At 74.9% G+C, this 17060-nt stretch carries 13 protein-coding genes; 8 read left to right on the plus strand and 5 right to left on the minus strand.

Annotated features, from left to right (window positions below; genetic code table 11):
• Positions 1 to 275: 275 nt before the first annotated feature.
• A complete protein-coding gene (locus ACFVVU_RS36545; RefSeq protein WP_380683277.1) occupies positions 276 to 1619 on the minus strand; it encodes a GH1 family beta-glucosidase in 1344 nt (447 codons plus the stop codon).
• A gap of 114 nt (positions 1620 to 1733) precedes the next feature.
• Positions 1734 to 2477 (minus strand): hypothetical protein, encoded by a 744-nt coding sequence (locus ACFVVU_RS36550; RefSeq protein ID WP_387794135.1) that lies wholly within the window; start codon positions 2475 to 2477, stop codon positions 1734 to 1736.
• A 2074-nt stretch (positions 2478 to 4551) separates the two neighbouring features.
• On the opposite strand from ACFVVU_RS36550, the gene ACFVVU_RS36555 reads away from it, so the two are divergent.
• Together ACFVVU_RS36555 and ACFVVU_RS36560 are read left to right on the plus strand one after the other, a co-directional pair.
• On the plus strand, positions 4552 to 5127 hold the full coding sequence (locus tag ACFVVU_RS36555; protein WP_387794136.1) for an FAD-binding oxidoreductase: 576 nt from the start codon (positions 4552 to 4554) through the stop codon (positions 5125 to 5127).
• On the plus strand, positions 5124 to 5429 hold the full coding sequence (locus ACFVVU_RS36560) for a hypothetical protein (protein WP_387794137.1): 306 nt from the start codon (positions 5124 to 5126) through the stop codon (positions 5427 to 5429). The genes ACFVVU_RS36555 and ACFVVU_RS36560 overlap by 4 nt, the downstream gene beginning before the upstream one ends.
• A gap of 26 nt (positions 5430 to 5455) precedes the next feature.
• On the opposite strand, the gene ACFVVU_RS36565 is transcribed toward ACFVVU_RS36560, so the two are convergent.
• A complete protein-coding gene (locus ACFVVU_RS36565; protein ID WP_387794138.1) occupies positions 5456 to 6640 on the minus strand; it encodes a TetR/AcrR family transcriptional regulator in 1185 nt (394 codons plus the stop codon).
• Positions 6641 to 6816: 176 nt separating this feature from the next.
• Between ACFVVU_RS36565 and ACFVVU_RS36570 the strand changes: the two genes are divergently transcribed.
• The 3 genes from ACFVVU_RS36570 to ACFVVU_RS36580 all read left to right on the plus strand — a co-directional run bounded on the left by ACFVVU_RS36570 (position 6817) and on the right by ACFVVU_RS36580 (position 12401).
• Complete coding sequence (locus ACFVVU_RS36570) at positions 6817 to 8103, plus strand: MFS transporter (RefSeq protein ID WP_387794139.1); 1287 nt, start codon at positions 6817 to 6819, stop codon at positions 8101 to 8103.
• 50 nt (positions 8104 to 8153) lie between these two features.
• The gene (locus tag ACFVVU_RS36575) at positions 8154 to 10604 is read left to right on the plus strand and encodes a glycoside hydrolase family 3 C-terminal domain-containing protein (protein ID WP_387794140.1); all 2451 of its coding nucleotides are present in this window, start codon (positions 8154 to 8156) and stop codon (positions 10602 to 10604) included.
• 141 nt (positions 10605 to 10745) lie between these two features.
• The gene (locus tag ACFVVU_RS36580) at positions 10746 to 12401 is read left to right on the plus strand and encodes a family 20 glycosylhydrolase (protein WP_387794141.1); all 1656 of its coding nucleotides are present in this window, start codon (positions 10746 to 10748) and stop codon (positions 12399 to 12401) included.
• 72 nt (positions 12402 to 12473) lie between these two features.
• Here ACFVVU_RS36580 and ACFVVU_RS36585 read toward each other — a convergent pair whose 3' ends face one another.
• Positions 12474 to 13037, minus strand: a complete 564-nt coding sequence (locus tag ACFVVU_RS36585; RefSeq protein WP_387794142.1) for a hypothetical protein — start codon at positions 13035 to 13037, stop codon at positions 12474 to 12476.
• Positions 13038 to 13163: 126 nt separating this feature from the next.
• On the opposite strand from ACFVVU_RS36585, the gene ACFVVU_RS36590 reads away from it, so the two are divergent.
• The 3 genes from ACFVVU_RS36590 (at position 13164) to ACFVVU_RS36600 (ending at position 16145) form a co-directional block, all read left to right on the plus strand.
• Positions 13164 to 13841: a TetR family transcriptional regulator gene (locus tag ACFVVU_RS36590; protein ID WP_380682936.1), complete on the plus strand. Its 678-nt coding sequence runs from the start codon at positions 13164 to 13166 to the stop codon at positions 13839 to 13841.
• 184 nt (positions 13842 to 14025) lie between these two features.
• Positions 14026 to 14220 carry a DUF1918 domain-containing protein gene (locus ACFVVU_RS36595; RefSeq protein WP_355372015.1) on the plus strand — a complete coding sequence of 65 codons (195 nt, stop codon included), beginning with the start codon at positions 14026 to 14028 and terminating at the stop codon, positions 14218 to 14220.
• Positions 14221 to 14267: 47 nt separating this feature from the next.
• A complete protein-coding gene (locus ACFVVU_RS36600; RefSeq protein WP_387794143.1) occupies positions 14268 to 16145 on the plus strand; it encodes a SpoIIE family protein phosphatase in 1878 nt (625 codons plus the stop codon).
• Here the strand turns inward: ACFVVU_RS36600 and ACFVVU_RS36605 are convergent.
• Positions 16142 to 16885: a PIG-L deacetylase family protein gene (locus ACFVVU_RS36605; protein ID WP_387794144.1), complete on the minus strand. Its 744-nt coding sequence runs from the start codon at positions 16883 to 16885 to the stop codon at positions 16142 to 16144. The genes ACFVVU_RS36600 and ACFVVU_RS36605 overlap by 4 nt on opposite strands.
• Positions 16886 to 17060: the final 175 nt, after the last annotated feature.

A 17060-nucleotide genomic window follows, 5' to 3' on the forward strand; every position in this document is an offset into this window, starting at 1 on the left:
CCCGCGCGGCGGCCTGATCGAGTGTCGCCGACGGTGAACCGGCCGGCCCAGGGCTTGATCCCATGCCTCATTGTGCCGACGCCCGCCGCGTGGACCTCGGACGGCACACCAACCCGGACGGGTGGACCAGGTGATCTTCATGGTCCTGCGGCCCTCCGCAGGCCGCTGAGCCATCTGCCGGACAAGCCGCTCGATCACCCGTCAAGACCCTGGCCACCAGTGCCCCGCCTCCCGGGGCTGGACCGTCGCGTTCCACCACGGACCCCGAAGGCCAACTACTTTACGCGGCAATTCCGGTGCGCCGCGATCAGGTCGCGGTACCAGACGTACGAGGCCCTGGGGGTGCGCTGCTGCGTCTCGAAGTCGACGTGGACGAGGCCGAAGCGTTGGTGGTAGCCCTCGGCCCATTCGAAGTTGTCGAGGAGGGTCCAGGTGTAGTAGCCGCGGATGTCGATGCCTTCGGCGGCGGCTTGGGCGAGGGCGTCCAGGTGGGTGGCGAGGTAGGTGATGCGGGGGTGGTCGGGGGCGGTTTCCTCGGTGACGGAGCAGCCGTTCTCGGTGATGGTGATGGGTGGGAGCGAGGTGCCGTACAACTGGCGGAGATCGAGGAGGAGTTGGCGGAGGCCGTCGGGGACGACGGGCCAGCCGAAGGCGGTGTGGGCCGGGGCTTCGGGGATGTCGAGGAGGGTGAAGGGGAGGGTGGGGTCGGTGGGGGCGCCGATGCGGGTGGGGTTGTAGTAGTTGACGCCGAGGCCGGCGAGGGGGGTGGCGGTGATGAGGTCGAGGTCGCCGGGGTGGACGGCGCCGAAGATGTCGTCGGGGACGCCGAGGGCGGAGAGGTCGGGGTAGCGGCCGAGGAGGAGGGGGTCGGTGAAGAGGCGGTTGTGGAGGGCGTCGTAGGCCTGGGCGCCGGCTGCGTCGGCGGGTGAGGACGAGGCCGGCTCGACCGGGGTGAGGTTGTTGGAGATCAGGACGTCGAGGCCGCGCTCGTGGAGGAGGGTGGCGGCCAGGCCGTGAGCGAGGAGCTGGTGGTGGGCCGCCGGGAGGGCCTCGAACATCAGGGTGCGGCCGGGGGCGTGGATGCCGAGGGCGTAACCGAAGACGGTGTGGACGAAGGGCTCGTTGAGGGTGATCCAGGCGGGGACGCGGTCGCCGAGGCGGTCGGCGACGACCGCGGCGTAGTCGGCGAAGCGGTACGCGGTGTCGCGGTCGAGCCAGCCGCTGTTGTCTTCGAGGGCCTGCGGGAGGTCCCAGTGGAAGAGGGTGGGGAGGGGGGTGATGCCGGCGTCGAGGAGGGCGTCGACGAGGCGGTCGTAGAAGGCGAGTCCGGCGGGGTTCACCGGGCCTGCGCCGGTCGGCTGGATCCGGGGCCAGGCGATGGAGAAGCGGTAGCCGTCCACGCCGAGGCCCTGGAGCAGCGCGATGTCCTCGGGCCAGCGGTGGTAGTGGTCGCAGGCGTCCGCTCCGGTGTGCCCGTCGCGGACGGTTCCGGGGCGGGCGGTGAAGGTGTCCCAGATCGAGGGGCCACGGCCGTCTTCGTTCACCGCGCCCTCGATCTGGTACGCGGCGGTGGCGACACCCCAGCGGAATCCCGGCGGTAGGTCGTAGCGGTCCGGCATGGCAGCCTCCCCGGGCAGGAACATGAGGACTGCTCATGTTACTGGCGTCGTGCTGAAAGACCAGAGGTGCCGGGCCACCGGCCCCTCGATGGGGCGGATCCGCCGGCCGTCGGGTCAGCCTCCGACACCGACCCCGGCGAAGGGCGCGGAACTCAGGCCGAGCAGGCCACCGAAGGGGGAGTTCAGGGCGTAGATGAAGACGACCATGAAGGCGATGAGGCTGGTGAAGCCCACGGCCAGGACCAGGTGGGTGCGGGTGCGCTGAATGCCGAAGAGGAACATCAGGCCCAGGGTGAGCGCACCGCCGGCGAGCAGGCCGAACCACATCACGCCCGACATTCCCCCGGTGCCGGCCGACTCACGCCCGTGGCGCGCCTGGTAGGCGACGGAGATCTGCCCGAACGCCACCTGGTCCACCTGCTGTTGCACGTTGGTGGAGGGTTCGAAGGACGTCCACGCGTTCTGCACGTCGTGCAGCAGCGTCCAGCCGCGCGGGCCCAGCGCCTTGCGCTCCTCCATCAGGGGCCACTCCTCGGTCCGGACGTAGGTGGCATACGCGACCGCCGCCGAACGGGCCTGCTGAGCGGCGTCGGGGGGCAGCGCGTCGGCGAGCAGATACGTCTGGTGCAACGCCCCTGCCTCGGCGCTGATGTTGGCGCCGGCGTCGCCCTTGGCCTCCCACACCGCGACCAGCGCCACGCCCAGCACCAGGGCGTACAACACGCCGACCATCATCGTCAGGTACTCGGCGGTGTCGTCACGGGCCTCGTCCTCCGGCTCCGATCGCCTGACCCTACGGCTGTTGAGCAGGGCGGCGCCCCCGGCGACGGCCGCGAATCCGACGACGATTCCGATCACTCCGATTACGTGTTCCATGGCGCCCCTGAGCTTGGGTCGGGCCGGCGGCGCGGCCTACGGCGACGTCGCGCGATGGCTACGGCGGCAATCGCGGGAATGAGGAGGACCAGAAGGAACATGAGGAGGAAGCTCTGCTGCAGAGCGGTGGTCGTCGTGCGGGTGGCGGACCGGCCGGAGTGGAGGAGGGGTGATGTCACGTGGCCTCCCCCCGCGCCAGGGCCGGGGGAACGCGAGGCGGAGGCAGAGGCAGAGGCGGAGGCGGAGGCTGAAGGGGATGGTGAGGGCCTCGCGGACCCGGCACCGGAACCGCCGCTCGGTGAGGTCTGCACCGGTCTGCGCCCGTTGCCGGGGGCAGGGGCGGCGGGGGCACCCGGGACGGCGGCACCGGGGGCAGGGGCCGCGGGGGCCGGAGCGCCGGGGGCGGCTGGGGCGGCTGGTGCGGCTGGCGCGGCCGGGGCCGGTGGAACGGCAGCGGCTGGTACGCCGGCGGGGGCCGGTGCGGCGGCAGCTGGTACGCCGGCGGGGGGAGCTCCGGGTGCAGGAGCCCCGGCTGCGGGCACCCCAGGTGCGGCAGCGCCCGCTGCGGGGGCTCCGGCTGCCCCAGCCCCCGCTGCGGGTACCGCGACAGCGGCGGCCCCGGCTGCCGGCACCCCAGGTACCGGAGCCCCCGGAGCCCCCGGTGCAAGCGCTGCGGGCGCAGCAGCCCCAGCCGCGGGCGCCCCAGCCGCCGGAGCCCCGGCTGCAGGTGCCCCGACGACGGCGGTCCCGCCCGCCGCCGCCCCAGGTGCTGCGGCGCCAGGTGCCGGAGCCCCCGGTGGAGGAGCCCCAGGTGCGGCAGCCCCGACCGCAGGCGCCGCAGGCGCGGGGGCCCCGCCCACCGCAGCCGCGGCTGCGGGCGCCCCGGCGGCGGCGACCTCACCTGCGCGCACGCCCGCCACCGCTACCGGTGCAGGTGTTCCGGGTCCCGGGGCAACGGCCGCGGGAACCCCGCCCGCCGGTGCTCCGGGTGCCGGAACCGCGGGCGTAGGAGCAGCAGTTGTGGCGGCACCGACTTCGCAACCGGGCGGTGCGGCAGGTGTTGCCGGAGCGGACACCGGTGCTCCCGTCGCCCCGGCCGCCGGCGTGGGCGTCCCCGCGCTGGGCGTCCCCGCGCTGGGAACCCCTGCGCCAGGTGTCCCCGCACCCGGTGCTGCCGTGCCGGAGGGAGCGGCCGGGCCGGCGCCCACGGCGGTGTAGCCCGAGCGCGCCGTGCGGGTGAGGATGTGGTGGCCGTAGGCGATCACACCGCGGGCGGTGACCAGGCCCTCGTGTTCACCGAGGAGGGCACGCACGGTCGCCGTGCAGACGAGGGTGGAGACCGGGGGGAGTCGGAGGTTGCCGTCGGCGTCGCGGCCCGGGCAATGCGGCTCGGTCCCGGGAGCGAGGGTGTCGGTGATCTGCAGGTCGATGACCGGGGCTTCGCCGTCGTTGCGCAGGTGGTAGCTGATCCGCACCTCGTCACCGGTCCTCACCACGGGGGTGCCCGGATGGCCGTCGACGGTCACCGTCAGCGTCAACGCACCGGCGCCCGGGCCGCCGTAGGGGAGGTTGGCGACCGAGTTGGCCAGCGGCGGACCAGTGGCCGATCCGGCCACCACCAGGACGGCGGCGGCCGCACAGAAGGACAGTTTCCAGCCGGGCATATGATCTAGTAATTACCCGGAACGCCGCCCGTGCCCTTCCGACACGCCCTCCGAGGGGGATCGGCCCGCGCCGATCACACCACGGGGGTAACGGCAGCGGGGCGTGGGGCCTGCGGGCCGAGGAGGCGCTCCGCCGCCGCGCACCACGGGATCCGCCGACACGTCCGGCCGGACACTGGCCGCGACCTCGCACGAGCGCGCATGCTACCGGGGAGACCGGCGTTCACCCCCGGGGAGCTGACGATGCATCGAGAACCCACGAACGCGGCGGCCCCGGGACGGCGCGCCCTTCTCACCGCCGCCGGCGGCCTGGCCGCCGCAGTCGTGACGGTGGCGACGACGGAGCCCGCCGGGGCGGCCGGGCAGCGCGAACCGGCCCCCTTCCGGCCGTCGTGCGCCCCGGCGACCCGCGCTACGCGAGCCTGTTGAAGGGCGACAACCAGCGCTTCGTCGGACGCCCCGACGAGATCCGGGTCGTCGGCTCCACCGAGCTGGTGGTGCGGGCGGTGCAGGACGCCGTCCGCGACGGTCGGCGGATCGGTGTGCGCAGCGGCGGTCACTGCTTCGAGAACTTCACCGCCGACCCCGCGATCCGCCTGCTGCTGGACCTCTCCCCGTTGGACGCGGTGGGCTACGACCCGGGGCGGCGGGCCTTCGAGGTGCAGCCGGGTGCCACGCTCGGCCGGGTGTACCGGACGCTGTTCCAGGGCTGGGGCGTCACCGTGCCCGCCGGCGGCTGCCCGGAGGTGGGCGCCGGCGGGCACCTGGTCGGCGGCGGGTACGGGCCGCTGTCGCGGCGCTACGGCTCGGTGGTGGACCACCTGTACGGCGTGGAGGTGGTGGTCGTCGACCGCGACGGAACCGCCCGTGCCGTGGTCGCCACCCGCGAGCCGGACGACCCCGACCGTGAGTTGTGGTGGGCGCACACCGGCGGTGGCGGGGACAAAAGGACTTCGTCGACCAGGTGAACGCCGGCACCGGTCTGGACGCCGACGGCGGCAGCGCGACGGTCCCGTGGCCCTACCCGATGACCTGGCCGGGCAACGGCGAGGCCGGCGACATCATCACCCGCCGGCACAAGGGCAAGGCCGGCTACCTCAGACGCTCCTTCACCGAGGCCCAACTCGCCACGATCCACCGCCACTTGACCAACGAAACCGGAAACGCCGCCTGCGGCATGCTGCTGGTCGGCTACGGCGGCCGGGTCAAGGCCCGCTGGGACCCGCGCGACGCGTTCCGGCACGCCCTCTCGGTCACGCTCCCGGAGTAGGCGAAGCGGCCGGGCCGCCCGCCGGGTCAGCGCGCGAGCGCGGCGGGCGCGCAGGCGGGTGCGCGGGGCGGGAGCGCACTCTCGACGAGGGCTGCCGGCTCGACGTCCTCGGGCTCGTAGAGCGACGCGATCACGGCTCCGAGCACGAGTGCGACGATCCACTGCGCGGCAGCCTCCGCCTCGGCGTCGGACGCTCCCCCGGTCGCCCTCAGGGCCTCCTCGACGCCGGAGAGGCCTTCCTCCAGCAGCTCGGCCATGGAGCGGTGCGCGGGGTGGGAGGGCGCGATGGCCTCACACATGAGCACGATCTCGGCGGCGGCCTGCCAGCGGGGGCGGTCGAGGGCGGCGCGCAGTCGGCCGCCGGGGCCGTTCCAGTCCGGCGCCGGGGTGGCCAGGTACGCCAGCACCAGGTCCAGGAGTGCGGCCTTGGTGGGTGCGAGGTGGACGAGGGCGGCCTTGGTCAAGCCCGCGTCGTCGGCGACGGCCTGCATGGAGGTCCCGGAGTAGCCGTGGCGCGCGTACAGCACGCACGCGCTGTACAGGGCCCGCTCGCGCGGTGTGCGTTCCGGCGCAGGGTCGGCCGCCGGGGCGTGTGCCGCCGTCGACGCGCCCGGCCTCGCGGGGGGTGCGGGCGCGATCCCGTTGATCCGCACGTCGTCCTCGTGCGCGGCGATCCGGGCCGGGATGTCGATCCGGCCGGGGAAGTACAGGGAGAGGATCTGCAGGCCCTCCCAGGCGGCCACCAGCCGCTGGACGGCCAGCTTCGCGGAGCGCTCGTCTGCGCCCAGGGCGCCGTAGGTCCGCACACCGATCGCGATGGCCTCGCGCCGGCGGTCCCGCATGAGGGCGCGGCCGGGATGCTCGGGGCTGGTCGCCTCGCCCAGCAGGGTGGTGAACAGGGGGATCCAGCCGGGCGTCGCCTCGTTGCGCCGGGCCGTCTCGGCCGCGGGGCGGGGCCGGAACCCGCCGTCCGGACCGTCCGTGACGCTCTCCAGGTACTGGCGGTCGAGGCGGTCGACGAGTGCGGTGAGGATCTCCGCCTTCGAGGAGAAGTGGCGCAGCAGTGCCGGGTGGGAGATCCCCGAGGCGCTCGCGATGGCGCGCAGCGAGGTGGCTCGGTAGCCGGGGTCGACGAACAGTTCGTGGGCGGCGTCGAGGATGCGTTCGACGCGCTCTCGTCCGGTCCGGTAGGTGCCGCGCTTCATCCCCATCGCTCCAGTATCGCCGCCCTCTGAACTCTTCCCAAACGTTACCACCATGGTGGTAACTTATGGCTGGCGCGAACGTGAACGACCACGAGCGGTGCTCGTCGGGCGCGCCCTCTCGCACCGGGCCGACCCTCCTCCCCCGCCCGGCCCGCTCCCCCGCATCGGAGGCAAGGATGTCCGTGCACGCTGATCCCCGATCGGCCCACGACTCGTCACCACCAGTCGACGGTGCGGCGGAACAGCCGTCCCGCGCCGTGCCGGCGGACCTGCGGCGCCTGTTCCGGACCGCCCCGTTCGTCGCGGCCGCGGCCCCGGTCGCCTACGGCGTCGCGATGTACTACGCCGCGCTCCAGGTCGAGCACATGGACCCGGACGCGAAGACCGGCAACCTCGCGATGATCAACGCCCTCGGCGCGGTGGCCGCGATGCTCGCCCAGCCGATCGCCGGCGTCCTGTCCGACCGGACCCGCAGCCGCTTCGGCTCCCGAAGACCATGGATGCTCGCCGGCGCACTGGTGGGCGCCAGCGCCCTGCTCACCGCGGGCCTCGCACCGAACCTGGCCGTGCTGGCGGTGTGCTACATGCTGGTGCAGTTCGGGTTCAACGCCTTCCAGGGGCCGTTCTCCGCGCTCCTGCCCGACCGGGTCCCCGAGCGGCTGCGCGGACGGTTCTCGATGGGCGTCGGGCTCGGGATCGTGCTCGGCTCGGCCCTCGGCCCGATCCTCGGGTCGCTGTTCGCCGACGCCATCCCGCTCGGCTACGCCGTGATGGCGGGGGTCGTCCTGCTCGGCATCGTCCTGTTCGTCGCCCTCGTCCCCGACCGGGACAACCGGGCCGAACCGCGCCGCCCCTTCTCGACGCGCGCCTTCCTCGCCGCGTTCTGGGTGAACCCGGTGCGCCACCGCGACTTCTTCTGGGGCTTCACCGGACGGATCCTGCTGTTCGGCGGATACACGATGCTGAGCACCTACCAGCTCTACCTGGCGCAGGACTACGTCGGGATGTCGCTCGACGACGCGGCGCGGACGGTGCCCCTGATCGGACTGGTCTCCCTGCCCGGCATCATCATCTCCACCGCCGTCGCGGGCCCGCTCTCCGACCGGATCGGCCGGCGCAAGCCCGTCGTCCTCGGCGCGGGGCTGGTCATCGCCTCCGGCGCGCTGATCCCGCTGGCCCTTCCGTCGGTCCTGGGACTGGCCCTGTCCACCTTCGTGGCCGCCTCCGGCTTCGGTGCCTTCATCTCGGTCGACCAGGCGCTGATGAGCACCCTGCTGCCCGACCCCGACGACTTCGGCAAGGACCTCGGCGTCCTCAACCTCGCCGCGACCCTGCCCACCACCGTCGCACCGGTCGTGGCCGCGGCCATCGTGCACACCTTCGGCGGTTACGGCGCGCTCTACCCGGCGGTCTTCGTGATCTCCGGCCTCGGCGCCCTCGCCGTCCTGCGCATCAGCGGCGCGCGCTGACCACCGCCCCGCCCCACCCCCTCGACCCCCCGCCACGAAAGGACCTGACGATGCACGCCTCCCCGCACCTCACCGCTCTCGTCGAGCGCCTCACCCTGGAACAGAAGGTCCGCCTGCTGACCGGCGGCTCCGTCTGGTCCCTGCAGGACGAGCCGGCCGTCGGCCTGCGCCCGATCGTCGTCTCCGACGGCCCGACCGGTGTGCGCGGCGCCGCCGTGGACGACCGCGACCCCTCGGCGAGCCTGCCGTCGGCCAGTTCCGCGTCCGCCACCTGGGACCTGGAGCAGGTGCGCCGGCTCGGCGCCCTGATCGCCGCCGAGGCGCGCGCCAAGAACGTCGACGTGGTGCTCGGCCCCACCGTCAACCTCCACCGCTCGCCCCGCGGCGGGCGCCACTTCGAGGCCTTCAGCGAGGACCCGTACCTCACCGGCGAGTTCGGCGCCGCCTACGTCGGCGCCGTGCAGGCGCACGGCGTGGCGACCACCGCGAAGCACTACGTCGCCAACGACTCCGAGACCGACCGCTTCACCGTCGACGTGCACGCCGACGAGCGCACCCTGCGGGAGCTCTACCTGGCGCCGTTCGAGCGGATGGTCGGGGCCGGGGCGTGGCTGGTCATGTCGGCCTACAACGGCGTCAACGGCGCGCCCATGTCCGCCAACCCGCTGCTGCGCGACCCGCTGAAGGACGAGTGGGGCTTCGACGGCGTCGTCGTCTCCGACTGGGGCGCGGTGCACGACACCGACGCGTCGGCCGCCTCCGGGCAGGACCTCGTGATGCCCGGCCCGCAGGGCCCCTGGGGCGAGGCACTGGTCGAGGCCGTCAAGGAGGGCCGCGTCCCCGAGGCCGCGATCGACGAGAAGGTCGCCCGGCTGCTGCTGCTCGCCTCCCGCGTCGGCGCCCTCGAAGGCGCTCCCGAGGCGATCGCCGTCCAGCCGTGGGAGGACGCCGCGATCGCGGAGCTGCTGCGCGAGACCGCCGCCGACGGCATGGTGCTGGCCCGCAACGACGGCACCCTCCCGGTCGAGCCCCGGGACGGGCTGACGGTCGCCGTCCTCGGACAGCACGCCCGGCGCGCCCGCGCCCAGGGCGGCGGCTCGGCGGCGGTGTTCCCGCGCGGCGTCGTCACCCCGCTGGACGGCCTGCGCCGGGCCTTCGGCGACGCCAACGTCACCTTCGCCCCCGGCCTGCCCCCGGCCGACGAGCTGCACCCCTTCACCCGCGGCCAGGTCACCGACCCGATCACCGGCACCCCCGGCGTCCACGTCCGCTACCTCGACCAGGACGGCACCGTCTTCGCCGAGGACACCACCCCCTCCGGACGCCTCGCCTGGCTCGGCGACCCGCGGCTGGCCCGGGCCGCGCGCATCGAGCTGACCACCCGCGTCACCGCCGAGCGCGACGGCCGCCACGACCTCGGCTTCGCCGGCGTGGGCGGGTTCACGCTCGACATCGACGGCGAGACGGCAGCCGCCGAGCAACTCTCGCCCACCGGCGAGGACCCCCTCACCGCCGTCATGAACCCGCCCTCCGTCACCGTCTCCCGCGAGCTGACCCGCGGCCGGACGGTCGAGCTGCGCCTGACGTACCGCCCGTCGCTCATGGGGGGCTACCCCTTCGGCCTCGTCCTGCTCGGCACCGAGGACGTGTTCGGCGACCCCGCCGAGGAGCTGCGCCGGGCGGTCGGGGCGGCGGCTGCCGCCGACGTCGCCGTGGTCGTCGTCGGCACCACCGAGGCCATCGAGTCCGAGGGCTTCGACCGGCCGCGCCTCACCCTCCCCGAGGGCCAGGACGAGCTCGTCCGCCGCGTCCGCGAGGCCAACCCGCGCACCGTCGTGGTCGTCAACTCCGGCGCCCCGGTGATCATGCCGTGGCTCGACGAGGTGGCCGCGGTCGTCCTGTCCTGGTTCCCCGGCCAGGAGTTCGGCGACGCGCTCGCCGACGTCCTCACCGGCGCCCGCGAGCCCGGCGGGCGCCTGCCCACCACCTGGCCCGCCCGCGAGGAGGACGTCCCGGTGTGGACCGTCGAGCCCCAGGACGGCCGGCTCGCCTACCCCGAGGGCCTGCACATCGGCTACCGCGCCTGGCTCAAGCGCGAACAGGACGGCGGCCCCGCGCCCGCGCTGCCGTTCGGCTCCGGCCTCGGGTACACCACCTGGGAGATCGGCGAGCCCGCCGTCACCGCCGCCGGGGACGGCCTCGTCGTGGAGGCGGACGTCGTCAACACCGGCTCCCGGCCCGGCAAGCAGGTCCTCCAGGCCTACCTCTCGCGCCCGGGCTCGGCCGTCGAGCGGCCGGTGGCCTGGCTCGCCGGGTTCGCCGCGGTGCGCGCGGACGCGGGCGGACGGGTGCGCGCGCGCCTGGAGATCGCCCCGCGCGCCTTCCAGCACTGGGACGTCGACGCGCACGCCTGGGTCACCGAGAGCGGGGCGTTCACGCTCCGCGTCGCGACCTCCGTCGCCGACCCCGGCCACACCGTCACGGTCACGCCCGGCACCTGAGCGCCGCAGGCCGCACCCCCGTCACGTCGGCGCGTCATCGTGCGACGTGACGGGGGCATCCCGCCGCGGGACCGGACCGGACCGGCATCCGGTCCCGCGGCCGCTCCGTCGGAGCGGACCGACCCGAAGAAGGAGACCGCCATGCCCGCACCGGCCGACGCCGCGCTGCGCCACATCCTCCCCGTCCCCCGCTCGGCCGTCCGGGGCGCGGGGACGTTCGCCCTGCGCCCCGGCACGCCCGTGGTCGTCGCGACCGAGGACCTGCTCGGTCCCGCCGGGCTCTTCGTCGAGCGCATCGCCGCCGAGACCGGTCTGGAACTCGGCCGGCCCCGCACCGGCATGGCCGGGCCGGAGGCGGTCCTGCTGGCCGTCGACGCCGCCGACCCGGGTGTCACCGCGGTCCCCGCCGCCCGCGGGATCTGCGCCACCGGCGACGACCCCGGCGCCGAGCGCCACACCCTCACCGTCGGCCCCGAGGGGGTCCGCGTGACGGGCGCCTCCCCGGCGGGCGTGCACCGCGGTCTCACCACGCTGGTCGCCCTCGCCGAGCAGCTCCCCGCCACGGCCGAGGGCATCGAACTGCCCGCGATCGAGGCCGCCGACGGCCCGGCCCTCGCCTGGCGCGGCCTGTCGCTCGACGTCGCGCGCACGGCGTTCCCGGCCGCCGACGTGCGGCGGGTGATCGACCTGCTCGACCGCTACAAGCTCAACGTGCTGCACCTCCACCTGACGGACGACCAGGCCTGGCGGCTGGAGATCACGGCCCGGCCCGAACTCACCCGCGGCCTGGACCCGGCGGACTACTTCACCCAGGCGCAGTACCGCGAGCTCGTCGCGTACGCGGCGGCCCGGTTCGTCACCGTCGTACCCGAGATCGACATGCCCGGCCACAGCACCGCCGCGATCACCGCCTGCCCCGAGCTGAGCTCGCAGGACACCGGCTCGCTGCCGCGCTCGGCCGAGGAGCGGCTCGCGCGCTTCCTCGCCGGGGAGTTCCGGCCGCTGTGGCTGGAGCCCGCCCGCCCCGAGGTGTGGCGGTTCGTCGACGAGGTGCTCGCCGAGGTCGCCGCGCTGACGCCCGGGCGGTTCGTCCACATCGGCGGCGACGAGGCCTTCGGCATGCCGGACCGGGACCACCACGACTTCGTGGTCCGCGTCCGCGAGCGCGTCCGCGCGCACGGCAAGGAGCCGATCGGCTGGCAGGAGACCGTCCGCGCGCCCGGCGGCCCCGCCGAGGCGGTGCAGCTGTGGATCGACCCGGAACTCGCACCGGACCCCGCGCACCCGTTCCTCGCCATGCTCCCGCCACAGGTCGTCGACCTGATCGTCGCGTCCGAACGGGAGTCCGCCACGGACACCGCCCGGATGGGCGAGCAGCGCGCCGCGGTCGTCGTGTCCGCGCGGGGCCGCGCCTACCTCGACCGGCGCTACGCCGAGGCCGTCGACGGCGAGGCCGAGGAGCGCCGGGCGCGGCTCGGCCACCCGATCTACCCGCCGCACACCGTCCGCGACGCCTGCACCGCCCCGATCCCGGGCATCGACGACGACCCCGGCTACGACGTCGCCGGGTTCGAGGCCGCGGTCTGGTGCGAGACCGTCGAGGACGCCGACGACCTGTCCTTCCTCCTGCTGCCCCGGCTCCCCGGCCTGGCCGAGCGGGCCTGGACGGCGGGCCCGGCCCGTGCCTGGGAGGACCTGCGTGCCCGGCTCGCCGCGCAGGCGCCCGCCTGGCGCCGCCACGGCCACACCTGGTTCCCCGCCCCGTCGGTCGACTGGCCGCAGGAGCAGGCGCGGTAGCGCGGCGGAACCGACTCCGGTCGCGGCGGCGGGCCGGCACCTGCCGGGCCGCCGCCGCGACCGGTGCGGGCGTCAGCCCAGCGTGGCGCCGCGCTCGCGGGCCAGGTCCTCCAGGCCGTAGCGGGTGACGTGCTCGGCGTTGGCCAGGTCGACGGTGCGGACACCCTCGGCGGCCAGCCGCTCGTTGATCTCGTCCAGGTGCTGCCGGACGAGCTGCTTCTCGGCGTCGGTGGTGCGGCCCTTGTGGGGGCGCCCGGCGTGCTCCAGGCTCGCGTAGTTGACCCGCTCGCGGGCGGTGGCGGCGACGGCCGGCGCACCCGGGCCCGGCACGGCGAGGGCGGCCCGCTCGGCGCCGCGCAGCACCTCGGCCATCGGCGCGACCGTGGCCAGCCGGTCGAACGCCTCGACGGTCATCACGACGGTCTCCGGCTCGTCCCCGTCCGGGTGGTGCAGCTCGACCGTCACCAGGTCGAGCGCCAGGTCCGCGATCCCGGCCAGCTCCCCGGGCAGCGCCTCGATCGCGACCGGACCGTCGACCAGCTCGGGGTGCTCCCGCACGACGATCCGCACCAGGCCGTCGTCCTCCTCCGCGTGCCGGCCGGTCAGGTCCGAGAACCGGATGATCTTCTGCCCCATGTCTCCCTCTCCCTGCCCCTGGTGATCAGCGCAGAGCCTATGGCCTGCGCCGGACCTGCGGGGACCGTCCCGAGGACGGCCCCGCGCAATTGGCCCGGCGAACGGCCGATGCGGCACAGTGGCCCCATGAGCGCGGACACGAGGAGTCACCCGGCCCCCGGGCGGACCGGCGCCGGGCGGCGGCGGCCGGTGCAGCAGCGCAGCCAGGAGCGCTACGAGCGGATCCTGGACGCCTGCGCCGCGCTGCTCGACGAGGCCGGGGCAGCGGCGCTCACCACCAAGGAGGTGGCCCAGCGCGCGCAGGTGCCGATCGGCACGCTCTACCAGTTCTTCGCGGGCAAGGAGGACCTGCTGGCCGCGCTCGCCGGCCGCAACCTCGACCACTACCTGGACCGGCTCGACGACCGGCTGCGGGCCGATCCGCCCACCGGCCCCGCCGGGTTCACCGACCTCGCGGTGGAGGAGTTCGTCGCGATGAAGCGCACGGTCCCCGGCTTCGGGCAGGTGGACTTCGGGTTCGCCGGCCCGGCCGCGCCGAGCGGCGTCCGGGACGACCGGCATCTGCTGGACACCGAGGTGGACAACAACACGGCGGTCGCGCTGCGGCTCCAGGCGCTCGGCGGCGAACTCTTCGCGGCGGCCGACCCGGTGGCCCTCACCCTCGGCCTGCGGGTCGCCCTGGAGGCGGCGGACGCGGTGCTCAAGCTCGCCTTCCGCAGCGATCCGCAGGGCGACCCGGCGATGATCGCCGAATGCAAGCGGCTGGTCCGCGGCTACCTCGTCGAGCAGCTCGGCCCGCACTGAGCCCGCGCCGCCCGGAGCAGGCCCCGGCGCGTCCCGACGGGTCGCCGCGGTTCACGGCGGGCCGCGGCGGAGCCGGGCGAGCCGTTGCGGCCGGGGCGGGCCGGAAGCACAGTGGAGACAGAGGAACGGGGCAACGGCCGCCCCGCCGGTCCCGGCGTCCGCACACACCGCGAGGAGCACGACCATGCACGCAGCAGTAGGCGACCAGCTCCACATCCACAGCCGGGCGGTGGGCATGACCGACCAGAAGGGCGAGATCGTCGAGGTGCGCGGCCAGGACGGCCAGCCGCCGTACGTGGTCCGCTTCGAGGACGGCCACACGGGCCTGATCTACCCCGGTCCGGACTGCAACATCGAACCCCGCGAGGCGATCCACTGACGCCACCGGCCACCGCCCCGTGCCCCCGCGGCCCGCGGCGGTGAGCCGTGCCGCTCCCGGCTGCCCCGGCTGCCCTGGGCGCCCTGGCCGCCCCGGCCGACGGCGCCCCGGCGCTGCCGGGGCCGTTGGCCGCGCTCGCGCCGCTGCTGGAGCACTACGGCTACCCGGCGCTGGCCCTGTTCGTCCTGCTCGACAACTGCGCGGTCCCCGCGCCCGGGCAGACCGTCCTGGTGCTGGCCGCCGTCTTCGCCGGCGCCGGCCACCTGGACCTCGCCGCCGTGGTGGCGATCGCCTTCGCGGCGGCGGTGCTCGGCAACACCCTCGGCCATCTGATCGGCAGCACCGGCGGGCGCGCCTTCGTGCACCGCTGGGGCCGGTACGTGTGGCTCACGCCGGAGCGCACGGCCCGCGCCGAGGTGTTCTTCGAGCGGCACGGCGGCAAGGTGGTGACGGTCGCCCGGTTCTTCGACGGGCTGCGGCAGACCAACGGCATCATCGCCGGGACGAGCGGCATGCCGTGGCCCCGGTTCCAGGTGTTCAACGTGCTCGGCGCGGCGCTGTGGGTGGGCGTGTGGGCCACCCTCGGGTACCTGGCCGGCGCCCATGTCGGCACCGTCTGGCGGACGGCGGTGCGCTACCAGCTGTGGCTGCTGCTCGCGCTCGGCCTGCTCGTCGTCCTGCTCGCCGCCCACCGGCTGCTGCGCGGCCACCAGGGGCGTGCGCGGTTGCGACGCACGCCCCGACCGGTGAGCCTGGGAACGATCACCTGGGAGGCGAGGATGGCCGAGCACGGGACACGCGGGGGTCCCGGGAGCGCCGGGGCGCTGCGCACGCCCGCCAACCGGACCGTCGTCCTCGCCGTCCTGCTGGCCACCGTGCTCGTGCTGGCCGCGCAGGCGGCGGGCGGCACCAGCGCCCGGCTGGTCCTGCTGCTGGTGTTCGTCCCCGCGCTGCTGGCCGGTCTGGGCACGCTCGCCCAGACCGTCGCCGCCGCCGTCTGGGTCACCGGCGTCATCATCATCAGCTCGGTGTTCTTCCCCCCGGAGTCGGTCAACGGCCGGGCACTGACGGTGGCCACCGTCGTCGGCTCGTCGGGCGTCGCCGTGGCGCTGTGCGCGCGCCGCATCCAGCGTGAGCGCGACCTGCACCGGATGCGGCAGAGCGCCGTCGCCCTCCAGCGCCAGCTGCTGCGCCCGCTGCCCGCCCTGACCTCCGACGTGCTGCTGCACGGCTGCTACCGGCCGATCGAGGAGGACGCCATGGTCGGCGGCGACCTCTACGACATCGCCGAGACGCCGTACGGCACCCGGGTGGTCATCGGCGACGTCCAGGGCAAGGGCCTGCCCGCGATCGGCACCGGCTTCGCCGTGCTCGGCGCCTTCCGCGAGGCGGCCTTCCGCGAGCCGGCGCTCACCGACGTCGTCCTCGCCCTGGAGGACGCGGTCACCCGGCACAACACGTACGCGGCGCAGAGCGGCGAGGCCGAGCGCTTCGTCACCGCCACCGTGTTCTGCCTGGACCGCACCGCCGCCGTCCAGGCGGTCAACTGCGGCCACCTCGCCCCGTACCTGCTGATCGGCGACCGCGCGACGGCCGTCCCGCTGGCGCCCGGCGTCCCGCTCGGGCTCGCCGACCTCGCCGGAGAGGTGCGCACCGTCCAGTGGTTCGACCTGCCCGCCGACGGGACGCTGCTGCTGTTCACCGACGGGGTCACCGAGGCCGCGGACGGCAGCGGCGTCTTCTACCCGGTCGAGCAGCGACTGCCCGCCCTGGCCGGGCACACTCCGGACACCCTCCCCGAGGCCGTCGACGAGGACGTCCGCCGCCACAGCCGCGGCCGCCGCCGGGACGACCTCACGATCCTCGCCCTGCGCCGCAACCCGGCCCGCTCGGCGGCCCGCTCCCCGGGCGACTCGACGCTCTAGCGGAGCGGGAAGACCTCGAAGGCGACGGCGAAGCGCGTCCCGAGGCGGGTGCCCGCGCCGCGGCCGACGCCCTCCAGGAAGCCCCGGGCGTCCGCCATCGCGCCGCCGAGGCCGGCCAGGTAGGCCTTGTGGGCCTCCAGCGAGGCGACGCCGCGGTCGAAGTGCTCGGTGGTGTCCGCCGCGTGCCCGGACTCGGGCGAGCCGGCCGCCCAGATCTGCTTGACCCCGTCCCAGGGCTCGTACCCTTCGTCGACCAGCTCGCGGAAGACCCAGCGGTTGCCCGCGTCCCGCACGGCGTCCAGGGTGGCCCGGCCGACGGCGATGTGGTCGGCCTGGTTGAGGAAGACCCCGCCCCAGGTCTCGCGGAAGTTGCTGGTGATGACGATGTCCGGACGGTGGCGGCGCACCACGCGGGCGATGTCGCGGCGCAGCGGCAGGCCGTACTCGACGACGCCGTCCGGGTGGCCGAGGAACTCGACGGTGTCGACGCCGACGAGGGCGGCGGAGGCGATCTGCTCGGCCTCGCGCAGCGGGGCGCAGTGCTCGGGGTCCATGCCGTCGATGCCGGCCTCGCCGCTGGTGGCCATCACGTAGACGACCTTCTTGCCCTGGTCGGTCCAGCGGGCGACGGCGGCGGCCCCGCCGTACTCCATGTCGTCGGGGTGGGCGACGACGACCAGGGCGGTCCGCCAGTCCTCGTCGACGGGCCGGAGGGGCGTGGGTGCCTGCTGCTCGGTCATGGTGGTGCTGCCTTTCCGTGGTGCCGGTGCGTGCGGTCGTACGGTCGTGCGGCTTTGCGGTCGTGCAGGTGTGCGGGCGTGCAGGTGTGTGGCGGTGCGGTCGTACGGTCACACCGGACGTGACTCTAGAAGATCATCGGACGGCCCGCCGGGCGATCGCAGGCGCGGTGACGGA

Origin of the sequence: Kitasatospora sp. NPDC057965, from assembly GCF_042887135.1 — a bacterium.
GTDB lineage: Bacteria > Actinomycetota > Actinomycetes > Streptomycetales > Streptomycetaceae > Kitasatospora.

Bases quoted from the DNA above. Each gene is read 5' to 3' on its own strand.
- ACFVVU_RS36595 (WP_355372015.1), top strand. From the start codon at position 14,026: ATGCACGCAGCAGTAGGCGACCAGCTCCACATCCACAGCCGGGCGGTG.
- ACFVVU_RS36590 (WP_380682936.1), top strand. From the start codon at position 13,164: ATGAGCGCGGACACGAGGAGTCACCCGGCCCCCGGGCGGACCGGCGCC.
- ACFVVU_RS36545 (WP_380683277.1), bottom strand. From the start codon at position 1,619: ATGCCGGACCGCTACGACCTACCGCCGGGATTCCGCTGGGGTGTCGCC.
- ACFVVU_RS36580 (WP_387794141.1), top strand. From the start codon at position 10,746: ATGCCCGCACCGGCCGACGCCGCGCTGCGCCACATCCTCCCCGTCCCC.
- ACFVVU_RS36605 (WP_387794144.1), bottom strand. From the start codon at position 16,885: ATGACCGAGCAGCAGGCACCCACGCCCCTCCGGCCCGTCGACGAGGAC.
- ACFVVU_RS36575 (WP_387794140.1), top strand. From the start codon at position 8,154: ATGCACGCCTCCCCGCACCTCACCGCTCTCGTCGAGCGCCTCACCCTG.
- ACFVVU_RS36585 (WP_387794142.1), bottom strand. From the start codon at position 13,037: ATGGGGCAGAAGATCATCCGGTTCTCGGACCTGACCGGCCGGCACGCG.
- ACFVVU_RS36565 (WP_387794138.1), bottom strand. From the start codon at position 6,640: ATGGGGATGAAGCGCGGCACCTACCGGACCGGACGAGAGCGCGTCGAA.